At 72.0% G+C, this 15,965-nt stretch carries 16 protein-coding genes; 2 read left to right on the top strand and 14 right to left on the bottom strand.

What is annotated here, in order from left to right; translation table 11 throughout:
- Window positions 1–82: 82 nt before the first annotated feature.
- Window positions 83–1,294, top strand: coding sequence for an NAD(P)/FAD-dependent oxidoreductase (locus tag G515_RS0105765; protein WP_051217917.1), 1,212 nt, complete (start codon window positions 83–85; stop codon window positions 1,292–1,294).
- Window positions 1,295–1,371: 77 nt separating this feature from the next.
- Here G515_RS0105765 and G515_RS0105760 read toward each other — a convergent pair whose 3' ends face one another.
- The 8 genes from G515_RS0105760 to G515_RS19700 form a co-directional block, all read right to left on the bottom strand.
- Window positions 1,372–1,980, bottom strand: a complete 609-nt coding sequence (locus tag G515_RS0105760; RefSeq protein WP_028659393.1) for a carboxymuconolactone decarboxylase family protein — start codon at window positions 1,978–1,980, stop codon at window positions 1,372–1,374.
- A complete protein-coding gene (locus G515_RS0105755) occupies window positions 1,980–2,564 on the bottom strand; it encodes a VOC family protein (RefSeq protein WP_028659392.1) in 585 nt (194 codons plus the stop codon). The genes G515_RS0105760 and G515_RS0105755 overlap by 1 nt, the downstream gene beginning before the upstream one ends.
- Before the next feature lie 195 nt (window positions 2,565–2,759).
- Window positions 2,760–3,536 (bottom strand): SDR family NAD(P)-dependent oxidoreductase, encoded by a 777-nt coding sequence (locus G515_RS0105750; RefSeq protein ID WP_028659391.1) that lies wholly within the window; start codon window positions 3,534–3,536, stop codon window positions 2,760–2,762.
- Window positions 3,537–3,645: 109 nt separating this feature from the next.
- Complete coding sequence (gene dapF / locus G515_RS0105745; RefSeq protein WP_028659390.1) at window positions 3,646–4,497, bottom strand: diaminopimelate epimerase; 852 nt, start codon at window positions 4,495–4,497, stop codon at window positions 3,646–3,648.
- Window positions 4,498–4,519: 22 nt separating this feature from the next.
- Window positions 4,520–5,143 (bottom strand): MSMEG_1061 family FMN-dependent PPOX-type flavoprotein, encoded by a 624-nt coding sequence (locus G515_RS0105740; RefSeq protein WP_028659389.1) that lies wholly within the window; start codon window positions 5,141–5,143, stop codon window positions 4,520–4,522.
- 64 nt (window positions 5,144–5,207) lie between these two features.
- Window positions 5,208–5,759, bottom strand: a complete 552-nt coding sequence (locus G515_RS19705) for an MSMEG_1061 family FMN-dependent PPOX-type flavoprotein (protein WP_051217916.1) — start codon at window positions 5,757–5,759, stop codon at window positions 5,208–5,210.
- 89 nt (window positions 5,760–5,848) lie between these two features.
- Window positions 5,849–6,805 carry a tRNA (adenosine(37)-N6)-dimethylallyltransferase MiaA gene (gene miaA, locus G515_RS0105730; protein WP_051217915.1) on the bottom strand — a complete coding sequence of 319 codons (957 nt, stop codon included), beginning with the start codon at window positions 6,803–6,805 and terminating at the stop codon, window positions 5,849–5,851.
- A gap of 80 nt (window positions 6,806–6,885) precedes the next feature.
- Window positions 6,886–7,677, bottom strand: a complete 792-nt coding sequence (locus G515_RS19700; RefSeq protein ID WP_036554382.1) for an isocitrate lyase/PEP mutase family protein — start codon at window positions 7,675–7,677, stop codon at window positions 6,886–6,888.
- Between the two features lie 129 nt (window positions 7,678–7,806).
- Between G515_RS19700 and orn the strand changes: the two genes are divergently transcribed.
- Window positions 7,807–8,349, top strand: coding sequence for an oligoribonuclease (gene orn / locus G515_RS0105720; RefSeq protein WP_028659387.1), 543 nt, complete (start codon window positions 7,807–7,809; stop codon window positions 8,347–8,349).
- Window positions 8,350–8,479: 130 nt separating this feature from the next.
- Here orn and G515_RS22525 read toward each other — a convergent pair whose 3' ends face one another.
- The 6 genes from G515_RS22525 to miaB form a co-directional block, all read right to left on the bottom strand.
- Entirely contained in the window at window positions 8,480–9,463 is a 984-nt protein-coding gene (locus tag G515_RS22525) for an ABC transporter substrate-binding protein (protein ID WP_051217914.1), read from the bottom strand.
- Complete coding sequence (locus G515_RS0105710) at window positions 9,460–10,323, bottom strand: ABC transporter ATP-binding protein (protein WP_281168285.1); 864 nt, start codon at window positions 10,321–10,323, stop codon at window positions 9,460–9,462. The genes G515_RS22525 and G515_RS0105710 overlap by 4 nt, the downstream gene beginning before the upstream one ends.
- Window positions 10,320–11,378, bottom strand: coding sequence for a FecCD family ABC transporter permease (locus G515_RS0105705; protein WP_051217913.1), 1,059 nt, complete (start codon window positions 11,376–11,378; stop codon window positions 10,320–10,322). The genes G515_RS0105710 and G515_RS0105705 overlap by 4 nt, the downstream gene beginning before the upstream one ends.
- Window positions 11,375–12,433 (bottom strand): FecCD family ABC transporter permease, encoded by a 1,059-nt coding sequence (locus G515_RS0105700; RefSeq protein WP_084653134.1) that lies wholly within the window; start codon window positions 12,431–12,433, stop codon window positions 11,375–11,377. The genes G515_RS0105705 and G515_RS0105700 overlap by 4 nt, the downstream gene beginning before the upstream one ends.
- Window positions 12,426–14,201: a siderophore-interacting protein gene (locus tag G515_RS0105695; RefSeq protein ID WP_028659383.1), complete on the bottom strand. Its 1,776-nt coding sequence runs from the start codon at window positions 14,199–14,201 to the stop codon at window positions 12,426–12,428. The genes G515_RS0105700 and G515_RS0105695 overlap by 8 nt, the downstream gene beginning before the upstream one ends.
- A 111-nt stretch (window positions 14,202–14,312) precedes the next feature.
- Window positions 14,313–15,815, bottom strand: coding sequence for a tRNA (N6-isopentenyl adenosine(37)-C2)-methylthiotransferase MiaB (gene miaB / locus G515_RS0105690; RefSeq protein ID WP_028659382.1), 1,503 nt, complete (start codon window positions 15,813–15,815; stop codon window positions 14,313–14,315).
- Between the last annotated feature and the right edge of the window lie 150 nt (window positions 15,816–15,965).

Raw genomic sequence — 15,965 nt, 5'->3', positions numbered from 1 at the left:
GGCAACAGTTGGTCCGCGAGACGCCCTTGACAGCGCTGCGGCGCCCGGAAACCCTCACTGCACACGACCACGAGGAGGACGGGTGAGCGCATCATCCGAGCACGGCGCGCACGAGCACGGAGTACTGATCGTCGGCGCCTCGGTGGCCGGGGTGAACCTCGCCCGGTCGCTGCGGATCCAGGGGTACGCCGGCCCGGTCCGGCTGCTCGACCGGGAGACGGTGACCCCCTACGACAAGCCTCCGCTGTCCAAGTCGCACCCGCTGGAGCCCCGCTGGCTGCTGAGCGTCGAGCAGGCCGCCGCCGAGCAGATCGAACTGGTGCTGGGGAGCGAGGCGGTGGAGATCGACACCGACGCCCGTCGCGTGGTCACGGCCGACGGCGCGGCCCTGAGGTACGACGTCCTGGTGCTCGCCACCGGCGCCCGCGCCCGGCCCTCCCCCTGGCCGGGCCGGCACATCCACGTCCTTCGCACCCTCGCCGAGGCCGAGGCGCTGCACGCCGATCTGTCGGCCAGCGAGTCGGTGCTGGTGGTGGGCGGTGGCTTCATCGGGGCCGAGGTCGCGAGTGCCGCTCGGGCCGCGGGCAAGGACGTCGTCCTGGTCGACACGGTGGAGCGGCCGCTCGCCGATCGGCTGGGTGATCGGGTCGCGGGGTGGATCCTGGATCAGCACCGCGCTCACGGCGTCCGGCTGCGCACCGGCTGCTCGATCCTCTCCCTGGCGGATGGGCCCGACGGTGGCGTGCGCGCGGAACTCGGCGACGGGAGCTCGGTCTCGGCCGGGCTCGCGGTCGTGGGCATCGGCGCGGTGCTCGACACCGGCTGGCTCGCCGCCTCCGGACTGCCGGTGGGCGACGGGGTGCTGTGCGACCAGTACGGCAGGGTGGCCGGCCTCGCCGATGTCTTCGCGATCGGGGACGTCGCCCGCTGGGACCGCCCGGACGGAAGCCGCGGCACTCGCCGCGAGCACTGGACCACCGCCGGCGACCAGGCCCGCTTCGTGGCGCAGACCATCACCGCCCCCGACGACCCCCAGGCCGACACCGCGGTGCCGTACGTGTGGAGCGACCAGCACGGCACCACCATCCAGGTCTTCGGTGACCCCGCGCCCGGCGACGACCCATTGGTCGTCGAGAACGAGGGTCAGCGACTCGCGCTGTGGGGCGGCCCGGACGGCGCGCTGGCCGGTGCGGTGAGCATCGGATGGCCCAAGGCGGGGCTGCGCTCACGCCGTACCCTCGCTGCCGGGGGCACCGTCAGCGACGTCCTCGACGCGCTCGGACTCTCGAGCTAGCGCCTTCGATCTGGCGCCCTCCACCCGGGGCCTCGCCGGGGCGCGCGGGTGATCCCGCGCGCCCGGCGAAGGCTGCGCTACCCGTTGAGGCCGCCGCCACCGATCTCGACGATCGGGTCCTCGCGGTTGTCGTACTCCAGGTGGAGGGCCTTGGCGATGACGGCGTGCATGTCGTACATCGCGGTGATGTAGGTGAGTTCCAGGATTTCGAGGTCGTCGAGGTGCTCCCGGAGTCCGGCGAAGAGCCCGTCGGAGACCCGGCCGCCCTGGTCGACCAGCGCGTCTGTGTAGGCCAGGACGTACCGCTCGGCCTCGTCGAAGAGCGGCGAGGCCGCCCCGGTGGACACCGCGGCGATCCGCTCCTCGCTCACCCCGAGGTCGCGCAGCGACTTGCAGTGCTGGGAGAAGACGAACTGGCTGCCCCGGACCCAGCCGGCCCGGGCCTGGCCGAGCTCTCGAAGCACCGGGTCGAGGCGGCGCTCCGGGCTGCGGTAGACCGCGAAGCCGGCGGTCGCGTGCCGCAGGATATCCGGCGAGAGCGCGAAGACGGTCCACCAGTCACCCGGGGTGCCGGAGGCGGTGCCGGGCTCGGCGACGGGGTCGCGATCCCCGAAGAGCCGGTCGTACCAGCTCAGGACCCGGTCATCGTCGACCTCGTGCCGGGGGACCTGGCGGAGGCGGGGCATCAGGCGTTGACGGACGTGCCGACGACGCCCCGCTCGGAGTAGGAACCGTCCGCGCGACGAGGCGCGACACGCACGTCGTCCGGGCCGAGCTCGCGGGTCCAGCAGGCGAACTCCAGCAGGATCCCATCCGGGTCGAAGAAGTACATCGAGCGGATGTAGACGCCGTCGTGCATCTCCCGCGCCACGGTCGAGGGGCTGTCGTCGTGGTTGAGGATCGGTCCGGTGGCGACCCCGGCAGCGTCGAGCCGAGCCTTGTACTCGTCGAACTTCTCGGCCGGCACCTTGAAGGCCACGTGGTTCATCGAACCGTGGGCGGTCATGATCTCGCCGACACCGGGCAGCGCCTCTGCCGAGGCCACACCGGGGGCGCGCTTGGGTGCGTCGGGGAACCAGAAGAAGGCGATGTACTCCTCGCAGCCCATGTCGAGGAAGAAGTGCTGCCCTCCGCCGGGGATGTCGATGGTCTTGGGGAGCCTCATGCCCAGGACCTCGGTGTAGAACTCGACCGTGCGCTCCATGTCCTCGCAGACGAGGGCCAGATGACACAGGCCCTGCAGTTCGAACTTGGTGTTGCTGTTGCCCATTCCCACTCCTCATGACGTGCGCCACACTCGTAGCCACGCCACCCTAGGTGAAACAGGTTCTGTTTACTAGGGGTCGTGGGACCCATTCCGCCGCGGTCTCGTGGTCGTGCCCATCCCGTCCCGGCGAGGACGCGAACGGCCCGCCGGGAACACCCGGCGGGCCGTCGTACGCGTGCTGCGTGTGGGATCAGAGGGTCACTTGGGAGGCATCCGGATGCCGCCGTCGACGCGGATGACCTCGCCGTTCATGTAGCTGTTGGTGATGCACTCGACCACCATCGAGGCCAGCTCGTCGGCCTTGCCGAGGCGGTGGGGGAAGAGCACGCTCTCGCCCAGCTTCGCCTTGCGGGCCTCGGCCTCGGGGCCGGTGCCGTAGATCGGGGTGTCGATCAGGCCGGGGGCGATGGTGTTGAGCCGGATGCCGGCGGCCGCCAGGTCGCGGGCGACCGGGAGGGTCATGCCGACCACGCCACCCTTGGAGGAGGAGTACGACGCCTGGCCGATCTGACCGTCGAAGGCGGCCACGCTGGCGAGGTTGACGATCGCGCCCTTCTGGCCGTCCGCGTCGGGCTCGTTGCGGCTCATCACCGTGGCCGCCTGGCGGGTCATGTCGAAGGTGCCGATCAGGTTGATCTCGATGATCTTGCGGTAGATGTCGAGGTTGTAGGCCGACTCGATCTTGCCGTCGCGACCGATGGTGCGCTGGGCGGCGCCGCGACCGGCGGAGTTGACGCAGGCGCGCAGGGGCGCGGTCGCCCCGGCCAGCTCGACGGCCTCGGTGATCTGCTCGGTGTTGGTGACGTCGACCTGGGCGAAGATGCCGCCGATCTCCTTGGCGAGCGCCTCGCCCTTGTCGGCCTGGAGGTCCGCCACGATGACGATCGCACCCTTGGCCGCGAGCTGGCGGGCCGCGGCCTCACCGATTCCGCTCGCGCCGCCGGTGACGATCGCGCTGCTTCCGTTGATATCCATGTCGGGAGCATAAAGTAGAACAGGTTCCAGTTGTGGCCTGGGGCACACATTCTTCACCGAAGGCAGACATAAGCCGCGCCTATGGATCGGGCGCCGACCCGGAGCCCGCTCAGAGCGCGGTGTGCCCCTCGGCCACCAGCACCGCCGGCCCGGTGAGCAGCACCCGGTCCTCGGTGGTCCAGGTGAGCGTGAGCCGCCCCCCGGGCACGTCGACGGTGTAGACGACATCCGCCTCACCGGGCCGGTTGCCGTCGGCCTCGGCGGTGGCCACCATCACCGCGCAGGCGCCGGTGCCGCAGGAGCGGGTCTCCCCGCTGCCCCGCTCGTGCACCCGCATCGCCACGTGCCGCGGCCCGCGTCGCACGACGAACTCCACGTTGACGCCCTCGGGATAGGTCTCCACGTCGTGACTCGGCGGCTCGATCAGCGGACCGGCGTCCGCGAGATCCTCGACGTAGGCCACCGCGTGCGGGTTGCCCATGTCGACGTGGCGGGCCGGCCAGGTGTGCTCGTCGACGGCGACCACGCTGGTGCCCAGCAGGCGCGGGCGGCCCATGTCGGCGGTGATGTCGTCACCCTCGACGCGGACCACCTTCAGCCCCGCCCGCGTGGCGATCGGGATGCCGGCGGCGGCCGCCTCCGCGTCCACCAGGCCGGCGGCCACCAGATGCCGGGCGAAGACCCTGACCCCGTTGCCGCACATCTCCGAGAGGGATCCGTCGGAGTTGCGGTAGTCCATGAACCACTCCCCCGCGCCGAGGTCATCGGGGTCGCCGGGTTGACGCACGTACGACGCCGTCCGGATCACCCGCATCACGCCGTCCGCCCCCAGGCCGGCGCGGCGGTCGCACAGCGCCGCCACCCTGGCGCGCGGCAGATCGCCGTGCACGCTGCCGTCGTGGTCGGGCAGGATCACGAAGTCGTTCTCGGTGCCGTGTCCCTTGAGGAACGGGTAATGCATCGGGGATTCCTCCTCGCGCGGGTCAGTAGAGCCGCTCGGCGTACGTCGGTCCGTAGTAGTCGTCGAGTTCCTGCTCGCTGCGGGGGTCGTGATCGACCTGCTTGGCGAGTACGGCGCGTCGCGGCACCGTCTCGGTCGGCGCCCAGGTCTCCGGCTCCCACAGCCGACTGCGGAGGAATGCCTTCGCGCAGTGGTGGAAGACCTCCTCGATCTCGACCACCAGCGCCAGCAGCGGGCGGGCGCCCCGCACCCGCATCCGGTCCAGGAAGGGCGCCTGCGCGATCAGTCGTCCGCGACCGTTGATGCGCAGGGTGTCGCCGCGGCCGGGGATCACGAAGTCCAGCCCCACCTGGGGATTGGCGAGGATGTTGAGATAGCCGTCGGCACGGCGATTGCCCGGCCGCTCGGCCAGCGCGATGGTGTGCTCGTCGAGCACGTGCACCAGGGAGCCGGCGGGGTCACCCTTCGGAGAGACGTCCAGGCGGCCCTCGGCGTCCGCGGTCGCGAGCATGCAGAACGGCGAGGCGGCCAGCCAGGCCCGGTCGGACTCCACCAGACCGGGGCGCGCCTTGTCGCGCACCTGCGGGAGCGGTGTGCCGATCAGGGCGCGCAACTCGGCCTCACTGCGGATCTCTGTCCAGGTCACCGGGTCAGCCTACGGCCCCCACCGGCGCTCCTTCCGGGTGCTGCTCCCGGGGGTCGCCGATCGCTCAGTAGAGGACCTTGGCGTACTCGGGGATCTCGGTGTCGCGCTCCCACTGCTCGTGCTTCCACACCTTGCCGCGCAGGAACGCCCGCGCGCAGTGGAAGAAGATCTCCTCGATCTCCACCACCGTCGCCAGCAGCGGGCGCTTCCCGGCAACCGCCAGCGCGTCGAACCAGGGCGCGTCCCGGACCAGCCGTGCACGGCCGTTGATCCGGACGGTCTCGTTACGGCCGGGGATGACGAAGTTGAGGCCGATCTGCGGGTTCTGGAGCAGGTTGCGGTAGCCGTCGACGCGACGGTTGCCCGGCCGCTCGGCCAGCGCGATGGTGCGCTCGTCGATCACGTGCACTAGCTGACCGGAGGGGTCACCCTTCGGGGAGACGTCCTGGCGCCCCTCGGCGTCCGAGGTGCCCACGAAGCACAGCGGGCTCGCCGCCAGCCAGACGAGATCCTGCTCGGTCAGGGTGGCGTGCACCTTCTCGTTCAGCGCAGGATGCGGCTCCCCGACCAGATCGATCAGGTCGGCGAGGTCGGTGATCTCCGTCCAGCTGTCCACCGTGCGAGGGTACGGCGCCCCGGCCGGTCCGGGGAATCGCGACCCCTCGCCCGGCGCAACATTGCGGGGATTCCTCCTCGTGCTCGGACTCATACGGGGGGCCGCAGGGCCCGGACCGCGGCGACCGCGCGCTCGAGTCGGTCAGGGGCGTCGAAGTGGACCCACACGATGCGGGGGTCCTTGCGGAACCAGGAATCCTGTCGCCGGGCGAAGCGCCGGGTGGCGATCACCGTGCGTTCCCGGGCCTCCCCCAGGGTCAGCTCCCCCCGCAGGTGCGCCGCGACCTCGCGGTAGCCGATCGCCATCGACGCGGTCCGACCGGCCATCAGGCCCTCGTCGAGGAGCCGTTCGACCTCCGCCACGAAGCCGTCCTCGAGCATCAGGTCCACCCGTCGGGCGATCCGCTCGTCGAGCGAGGGCCGGTCGATGTCGACGCCGATCTGCACCGTGTCGGGGTCGACGTACTCCAGTCGCGGCAGGGTGGCGGTGAAGGGGCGGCCGGTGATCTCGACGACCTCGAGCGCCCGGACGGTACGACGGCCGTTGTCGACCAGGATCCGGTCGGCGGACTCGGGGTCGAGCGCGCGCAGCCGCTCGTGCATCCGGGCGGGACCGAGTCGGTCGAGCTCGGCCTCCAGCCTGGCCCGCACCGCGGGATCGGTGCCGGGGAACTCGAACCGGTCCACCACCGCCCGGGTGTAGAGCGCGCTGCCGCCGACCAGTACCGGCGTCCGGCCCCGGTCGCGGAGCTCGGCGACGGCCGCGCGCGCCCACCCCTGGAACTCGGCCACGGTGAGGGGGTCGCGCACGTCGAGCAGATCGAGCAGGTGGTGCGGGATGCCGCGCCGCTCAGCGTGGGCCAGCTTGGCCGTACCGATGTCCATGCCCCGGTAGACCTGCATCGAGTCGGTGTTCACGATCTCCCCGCCCAGCGCTTCGGCGAGGTCGAGGGAGAGCCCCGACTTGCCCGCGGCGGTGGCGCCCACGACCGCCACGATCGGCGGCCGCGCGCGGTCGCCGTCCGGTTCCGGGGTGTACGACGACATGGTGCCCAGTCTGACAAGCCGCGGCGCGACGTAGCGCCGTGCCCCGTCGGTCGGGCGCCGCGGGTGGCGGGAACGCAGGGCTACTGGTCGCCGAACGCCCGGTCGACCAGCCCCCTGCCGGGTTGCACCCGGTCGAAGAATCCCGTGCCCCCGGCGAGCAGATCCCGCGCCGACTCGACCAGCGCGGACAGCGCGGTCCAGGCGAAGGTGCCGCCGACCGAGATGCGGGCGACCCCGAACTCGGCGAGCTCGGCCGGTCCCGGCCCGCCGGGCACGAGCAGGACGTTGACCGGGCGGTCCAGCTCCCGACACAGGGTCGCTATGTCTGCGGGGCTCCCGATTCCGGGCGCGTAGAGCACGTCGGCCCCGGCCTCCTGGAAACTCTGCAGCCGGGCGATGGTGTCCCCGAGGTCGGGACGGCCGTGCAGGTAGTTCTCCGCGCGTGCGGTCAGCACCAGGCCGCTGCCCGCCGCAGCCTCCACCGCCGCCTCGATCCGCTCGCGGGCCGCCTCCGGGGTACGGATCGGCTCGTCCTCCCGGCCGGAGTGATCCTCGATCGAACACCCGGCGAGGCCCACCGCCACCGCCTCCGCGACGGTGCGGGCCACGCCCGCCGGATCCTCGGCGTACCCGTCCTCCAGGTCCGCGCTCACCGGTACGCCGACCGCCGCCGCCATCGCGCCGGCGTGCCCGAGCGCCTCCTCGCGGGTCACTCGGCCGTCCCGCCTGCCCAGGGTGGCGGCGTACCCGCTGCTCGTCGTGGCGACCGCGGCGAACCCCAGCTCGGCCAGGATCCTGGCGGACCCGAGATCCCAGGCGTTGGGCATCAGCAGCGGCTCACCGGGCCGGTGCAGGGCGAGGAAGTCGGTCATGCCTCGACCGTAGGGCCGATCGCCCCACCTGCGCAGGCCGACTCGGGCCTCCCGGACCGTCGAGTCGGGCCATCTGGACCGTCCGGGAGGCGCAACTCGACTTCAGTGATGGAGCACTAGGCTCGGCCCATGAGTGCCGCGCTGCTGTGGGTCGACCTGGAGATGACCGGGTTGGACCCGGTCGAGGATCGGATCGTCGAGGTGGCAGCGATCGCCACCGACTGGGCGTTCGAGCCGCTGGGCAGCTACGAGGCGGTCAAGAAGGTGGGCCCGGGGCTGATGAAGCGGCGCATGGTCGGGGAGTTCTGGGACACCCACGCCGAGGTCCGTCAGGCGCTGATGGACCAGAACCTGCAGGGCACCAACGGCCGCACCGTGGAGAACCAGCTGCTGGCGTTCTGCGACCAGCACTTCGGCGACGGCACGACGCGGATCGTGCTGGCCGGCAACTCCATCCACCAGGACCGCCGGTTCATCGCGAACGAGTGGCCCCGGCTGGACGCACGTCTCCACTACCGGATGCTGGACGTCTCGGCGTGGAAGCTGGTCTTCGAGGGCAGGTACGGCGCGACCTACCGCAAGAAGGAGGCCCACCGGGCCCTCTCCGACATCGAGGAGTCGATCGCGGAGCTGCGCCACTACCTCGAGCACGTCCGACCGCCGGCCGACTGATCTCGGTCGGTGGCCCGGTGGGCCCGGCGCGCTGAGGTCCGCCCCACCGTCGGGTCGAGGCAGGGTGAGGTGAGCAGCCGGTCGGCGGACGCCGACCGGCCAGGTCCCACCCCGGTGGAGGGTATGGCGATCAGGAGCCCTGGATGTCCTGCAGAGCGTCCTCGACACGGTCGAGGACGTAGTTGGCGTCGGTGTAGCCGGCGACGGTGTTCTTGCCGCCCGGGTAGTCATGGCCGGCCTTCACCGCCGGCAGGTCCTGGTACAGGGTCGTCTTCTGGAGGCCCTCCATGAACGGGTTGACCTGCTCCCGGAAGTCGGAGTCGAGGAAGAGGATGTCGGCGTCGCCCACGGTGGAGCCGATCTTCTCGAAGGAGACCGTGGCCTCCGGCTCCTCCTCGCCCTCCACGACGGCGTTCTCCTGGGCCGACCAGGTGAAGCCGAGCGGCAACAGGATGGTGGCGGTCATGTTGTCCTCGCCCCAGGCGTAGAAGTTGTTCTCCTCGAACGCGCCGATGACACCGACGGACTTGCCCTCGATCACATCGGCGTACTCCGCGGCCAGCTCGCTCTGCCGGGCCTCGAACTCGGTGGCGAGCTCCTCCTTCTCCTCCTCGCGGCCCAGCGCGTCGGCGACCTCGTCGACCCGCTGGGTCCAGTTGGCCCGGTCGCCGCCGCGCAGGGTGAACACGTAGACCGGAGCGACGTCGCGCAACTGGTCGAGCACTTCCTCCTCCAGCGTGTTGGGCGCGAGCACCAGGTCGGGCTCGACACCGGCGATCTGCTCCAGGTCGGGCTCGGAACTGTCGGTGGCCACGATCGGGATCGCCATGACCTCCTCGACCTCGTCCTCGGGGAGGATGTCCTCCTCGACGACGCCCTGCCCGACGAGGGGGGCGCCCAGGTCGAGCACCGACTGGGTGGCGGCGTAGTGCAGGGTGACCACGCGCTGCGGGTCGGCCGGCACCTCCACCTCCTCGCCGCTGGCGTCGGTGACCGTCCGGGTCTCCGCGGAGGCGCCGGTCTCGTCGTCGGCCTCCGAGGAGCCGCCGCAGCCGGTGAGGGCGATCGTGGCTGCGACCGCTCCGGCGGCGAGGGTGAGGAGACGTGACTTCATGGAGTGACCTTTCGCAGGGTTGAGTCCGCGGCCGCGAGCCGGCCCCGGTGTCTGGTGATGACGTGAGGGCCGCCGTTGACGGGGTCCTCGATGATGGTGGCCTCGATGTCGAAGACCCGGTCGAGCAGTTCGGTGGTGAGTACGTCGCGCGGCGTCCCCTGGGCCACGACCCGGCCCTCGGCCATCACGACGAGATGGGTGGCGTACCTCGCCGCGTGGTTGATGTCGTGCAGGACGGCCACGACCGTGCGGCCCTCCTCGTGGAGTTCGGCGAACAGGTCGAGCAGGGAGATCTGGTGCGAGACGTCGAGGTAGGTCGTCGGTTCGTCGAGCAGCAGGATCTGGCTGTCCTGGGCGAGTGCCATCGCCGCCCAGGCGCGCTGTCGTTGGCCGCCGGAGAGTTCGTCGACCGGGCGGTCGGCGAGCGCGGTCAGGTCGGTGCTGGCCAGGGCTCGGCGGACGCTGTCCTCGTCCTCCTGGCTCCAGCGCGAGAGGATGGACTGGTGCGGGTAGCGGCCGCGGCGGACGAGGTCGAAGACGCTGATGCCGGCGGGAACGATCGCCGACTGGGGCAGCAGCCCGAGCCGGGCCGCCACCTCCCGGGCACGCAGCCGGTGGATGTCCGACCCGTCCAGCAGGACCGTGCCGGCGCGTGGCTTCAACAGCCGGGCCAGGGAGCGGAGGAGGGTCGACTTGCCGCATGCATTGGGTCCGATGATGACGGTGAACTCACCGCCCGGGATGTCCAAGGAGAGGTCCTCGCCCACGATCCGTTGCTCGTAGCCCATCGTGAGCCGATCGGCGCGCAGGACAGCGGGCCGGCGTCCTGAGGGTGGGCCGGGCAGGGGGGACGTACTCACAGGGTGCCCTTCCGGTTCTCGCGGATGAGGAGGGTGATCAGGTAGAGGCCGCCGACCGCGACGGTGACCACGCCCACAGGCAGGCTGTGACCGGGGACGGCGTGCTGGGCGAGCAGGTCGGCGCTGGCCAGGATCAGGGCGCCGGCCAGGGCCGCCGGCCCCAGCGAGGCCCCCGCGGAGCGAGCGATCCACCGGCCCACATGTGGGGCCGCCAGAGCGACGAAGGCGATCGGGCCGGTCGCGGCGGTCACCAGCGCGACCAGGACCACGCCGGCGGCCACTCCGGCCACCCGAGTGCCGGAGGGCGGTACGCCGAGACCGGCGGACAGGTCGTCGCCGAGATCCAGCAACCCGAGCCGGCGGCCGAGCAGTCCGGAGCCGGCGAGGGCGAGCAGGCTCAGCACCAGAGCCGGGCCGCTGTGCTCGAAACCGATGCCGTTGAGCGATCCGACGCCCCACACCGCGGCCACCTGGGCGATGTCGAGGTCGGCGGTGAGGATGAACCAGCTCTCCAGGCTGGCCAGCATGGCGCTGAGCCCCAGGCCCACGATGATCAGCCGGAACCCGCCCGCTCCCCCGCCGCGGGACAGCAGCATCACCAGCACCGCCACCACGAACCCGCCGAGCAGGGCACCACCGGCCACGACGGCGTACCCGGACCCGACGAGGGCGACCACGGCGACGCCGCCGGCCGAGGCGCCGGCGGTGAAACCGATGATGTCCGGGCTCCCCAGCGGGTTGCGGGTCAATGACTGGAAGATCGCACCCGCGGCTCCGAGCGCGGCGCCGAAGACAACGGCAGCGACGGCCCGTGGCAGCCGCCACTGGACCACGAAGAGTTCGGCCGTGCCCGGCGCGTCCGAGAAGAGGGCCTGCAGGACCTCCGCGGGCGAGTAGCGGACCGAGCCGAGCATGAGGGCGAGGACGGTCACCGCGCCGGTCAGGAGCAGCATCACCGCACAGCCGAGGATCGTGCGAGTGTGGACGCGGCCGGAGACGCCTGCGGAGGCGCGAAGGACGAGCGAGCCCGGCTCGGTTCGGATCAGGGCGCTCACTGCGTGTTCACCTTCCGGTCCCGGACCAGCCAGATCAGCACCGGTGCCCCGATGAAGGCGGTCACGATCCCGACCGGCACCTCGCGCAGCGGGACGATCACCCGGGCGACGGTGTCGGCCAGCAGCAGCACCACCGGGGCCATCAGGATCGAGAGCGGGATGACCCGGGTCTGGTCGTTGCCCACCAGCAGGCGGCAGGCGTGCGGCACCATCAGCCCGAGGAAGCCGATCGGGCCGGCCACCGCGGTCGCGGCCCCTACCAGCATGGTGACCGCGAGGATGGTGAGCAGGCGGGTGCGCCGGGGGCTGACCCCCAGCGAGGAGGCCACATCCTCACCGAGCGCGACCGCGTTCAGAGAGCGCACCAACGCGACCGCGGCGACCAACCCGATCAGCAGGTACGGCGCCACCTCGGCCAGGTCGGAGGGCGAGCGCCCGGCCACCGACCCGGCCGCCCAGGAGCGGTAGCGCTCGAAGGTCTGCGGGTCGATCAGGCGCATGCCGGTGGCGAGGCCGCCGAGCACGGCGGCCAGCGCGACTCCGGCGAGGGTCATCCGGACCGGGGTGGCGGGTCCACGCCCCGTGCTGGCGAGCAACAACACCGCGACCGTGGCCAGGCACGCTCCCGCCAGGGCGGGCCAGACCAGGGCGGTGACCGAGGCGGACGCACCGGCCCAGACGGCCAGCGAGACGCCGAGCGCCGCACCGGCGTTGACCCCGAGGATGCCTGGATCGGCCAGCGGGTTGCGGGTGTAGGCCTGGATCAGGGCGCCGGCCGCACCGAGGGCAGCGCCCACCGCCACGGCCACCAGGGTGCGCGGCACCCGGTACTCCCACACCAGCACGTGTGCCTCCCGGTCCCCGGTGCCGATCAGGACGGCGCTCACCCGGTCCGGCGCGACCCGCTCGGTGCCCACGAAGACGCTGAGGAGCACCGCGCACACGAGGGCAGCGCCGATTCCCGCCAGCACCAGCGGCATGTTCGGACGCCGACCCGTGCCGGTGCCCGGTGCCGCGCCCTCCGCCAGCGGTTGCCTCGTGGCGGCCTCAGACATGCGCGACGACCACGCGCGAGAGCGGACTGAACCCCCAGCCCAGGACATGGTGCTCCAGGGCAACGGCACCGGCACGGCGGAGCAGTTCGTCGACGGCAGCACCGGAACGCAGCGGCAGACCGGACGCCACCAGGCTGACCAGGGCGTCCTCGGCGTCGTGGTCGTCGGTCGCGGCCCGGTCGCTGGTGCGCTCGACCAGCACCAGGGTGGTCCCGCCGGTGAGGGCCGCACGGAGCAGGCCGACCCCCTCCTCGTCGTCACGTCCCTCCAGGGTCCCGACCAGGACCGCGCAGTCGTGCTGCGGCCAGGGCTGTTCGCCGTCTCCAGGCAGGTGGACGGCTCGGCCGCCGGCGAGGGCGTCGGCCACCCGGCCGGCCGCGTCGCCGTACACCGCGAGGGTGCGCGCGCCGGCCACCGGGGCCAGCGCGGCGAGCGGTTCGAGGACGTAGTGGAGCTCCTCGGCGGCGCGCTCGTGGTGCGCCAGGTCCAGCGCGGCGTCGGTGGCGCGTCGTCGGGGCCGGGCGAGCCCGCCCAGGCGGGCGGCGGGAACGCCGGTGCGGAGCACGTCGAGGAGGTCCACGAGGGCGAGGGCCTCCCGGTTGGCCGGGTCGTCGAGGGACAGGTGCTCGATCGCCGATTCCTCGGTGAGTACGCCGCCGCGAGCGGTGTTGCGGTAGCGGCCGGATTCCTCCTCGACCAGGCCGAGGGCGGCCAGCGCGTCCAGCAGCGGGACCAGGCGCCCCTGCGCCACCGCGGTCTCGCGGGCCAGCGCGGCGGCGGTGTCGTGCCCGTCGGCGATGAGCGAGCAGATCCCGAGGGTGACCGCGACCCGGGTCACCACGGGAGGCAGCAGCTCGCTCATCTCGTGGACGTCGTCCACGGGGTCGGCCGGCTCGTCGTCGCCGGTGATGGGCATCAGCCGCTCGGCGTCGTCGGCGGGTTCGGTAGCCGGCTGGTCGGCGGCCCGGCGCCAGTAGCCGGAGACCTCGACGTCCTCCTTGGGCAGGCCGAGTCCGTGCCGGAGGTGCCGCCGGATGGGTGCGATCGTCAGCGCCTCCCCCGCGACCCAGGCATAGCCGCGCCCTTCGGGCAGCACCAGCCGGCGGACGGCGTCGGCGAGCTGGGTGCTAGTACCGGCCGGGGTCCTGCCGCGCACCAGCCAGGTCACCTCGACCTCGGCCTTGGAGGGCACGCTCACCCGGTCCGCCTCCGAAGGCACCTCGATGATCGCCTGTCCGCGCGTCCCCTCGGGCGCCTCCTCGAGCCAGCGGGAGATCGCCGGCAACGCCGTCTCGTCGCCCACCAGCAGGTGCCAGTCGACCTCGTCGTTGCGTAGGGCGCACGACTTGGGACCGGCGAAGTGCACCTCGTCGCCGGGCTGCGCCGCGAACGCCCAGTCCGCGGCGAGGCCCTGCTCGTGTCGTACGACGTCGATCTCGAAGCTCGTCGCGCCGGGTTCCCACGACCGCACCGTGTAGTCCCGGGTATGGGCGAGCACCTCGGGGTTCCAGGCGAAGCGGTTCTCCTCCTGGGTGCCGATCCGGGGCAGGGCGCCGTCCGCACCGGGCACCACCAGCTTCACGTGGTCGTCGAACCCGTCGGAGCGGAACTCGGGCCGGGAGTACCCGGCGCCCATCTCACCCTCGGACAGGTCTGGTCCCGCGAGCGTCAGGCGGCGGAGATTGGGTGAGACGTCGACGACGCGGACCACCTCCGCGCGACGCAGCACGATGGGGTGGATCTGCAGGGGGCGGGAGGTGCGGGGCAAGACGGACTCCGGACTCAGGCGACAATTCAGGTAAACCTAACCTAAGTCGAGTCGCCGGTGGAACCGGGTGTCCTGTGACCCTGGCCGCAGCCGGTCGATCGGGGCGGCGGGTCAGCCGCAGACGGGGGCGTCGGGCAGCGGGGCGGGGACGCCGAGGGTGGGCATGCCCAATCCGACCGAGCCGGGGGCCTCCGCGGGCCGCCCCTGGCGGGCCTGCCAGGCGTCGCCCGACCGGGTACGACGTACCGCCCGGACCGGGCCGTCCGCCACCAGGTAGTGCGGGGCGCCGTAGGTGACCTCCACCGTCACCAGGTCGCCCGGGCGGACCTCGTCGACGTCGACCCGGGAGAGGTCGGCCTCGAAGTGCACCAGCCGGTTGTCGGGCGCCCGCCCGGAGAGACGGTGCGTCGCCTCGTCCTTGCGCCCCTCCCCTTCGGCGACCAGCAGTTCGAGGGTGCGCCCGACCTGGCGCTTGTTCTCCTCCCAGGCGATCTGGTTGACCAGCTCGGCCAGCCGGCCGTAGCGGTCCTTGACCACCGCCGGGTCGATCTGGTCCTCGAGGACGGCGGCGGGGGTGCCGGGGCGCTTGGAGTACTGGAAGGTGAAGGCCGAGGAGAACCGCGACTCCCGCACCACGTCGAGCGTCGCCTGGAAGTCCTCCTCGGTCTCACCGGGGAACCCGACGATGATGTCGGTGGTGATCGCGGCGTGCGGGATGGCCGCCCGGACCCGCTCGATGATGCCCAGGAACTTCTTGGAGCGGTAGGAGCGGCGCATCGCCCGCAGGACCCGGTCGGAGCCGGACTGCAGCGGCATGTGCAGGGAGGGCATCACGTTCGGCGTCTCGGCCATCGCCTCGATGACGTCGTCGGTGAACTCCGCGGGGTGAGGTGAGGTGAACCGGACCCGTTCCAGCCCCTCGATGTCACCGCAGGCACGGAGCAGCTTGGAGAAGGCCTGCCGGTCACCGAACTCCACCCCGTAGGCGTTGACGTTCTGGCCCAGCAGGGTCACCTCGGTGACGCCCTCGGCGACCAGGGCGCGGATCTCGGCCAGGATGTCACCGGGCCGCCGGTCCTTCTCCGTGCCTCGCAGGCTGGGCACGATGCAGAAGGTGCAGGTGTTGTTGCACCCCACGCTGATCGAGACCCAGGCGGCGTAGGCCGACTCCCTCTTGGTCGGGAGCGTGGAGGGGAAGACGTCGAGCGACTCGAGGATCTCGACCTGGGCCTCCTCGGCCACCCGGGAGCGCTCGAGCAGCACCGGCAGCGAGCCGATGTTGTGGGTGCCGAAGACGACGTCGACCCAGGGCGCCTTCGCGGTGATCGTGTCGCGGTCCTTCTGCGCCAGGCAGCCGCCGACCGCGATCTGCATCCCGGGCCGCTCCGCCTTGATCGGCGCAAGGTGGCCCAGGTTGCCGTAGAGCTTGTTGTCGGCGTTCTCCCGCACCGCGCAGGTGTTGAAGACCACCACATCGGCCTGCTCACCGTCTGCTGCCGAGGTGTAGCCGGCGTCCTCCAGCAGACCGGAGAGTCGCTCGGAGTCGTGGACGTTCATCTGGCACCCGTAGGTGCGGACCTCGTACGTGCGCGAGGTGGGGCTGGCGCTGCTCATAACCCTGCCAGGGTACGGCGGGGCAAGGTCCATCCGGGAACTCGCAAGTGATCCGAGCCGCACCCGTCGAACCTCGTGCCCCGGCGTTCCCCCCGGGGGCCCTGTCGGCGCCTGTCTCAGATCCGTCCCGGGAGTACGGTCGACCCGTCG

This window comes from Nocardioides insulae DSM 17944, assembly GCF_000422825.1.
GTDB lineage: Bacteria > Actinomycetota > Actinomycetes > Propionibacteriales > Nocardioidaceae > Nocardioides > Nocardioides insulae.
Note: the sequence above shows the minus strand (reverse complement) of the source record. Positions and strands in the feature narration are given on the sequence as shown.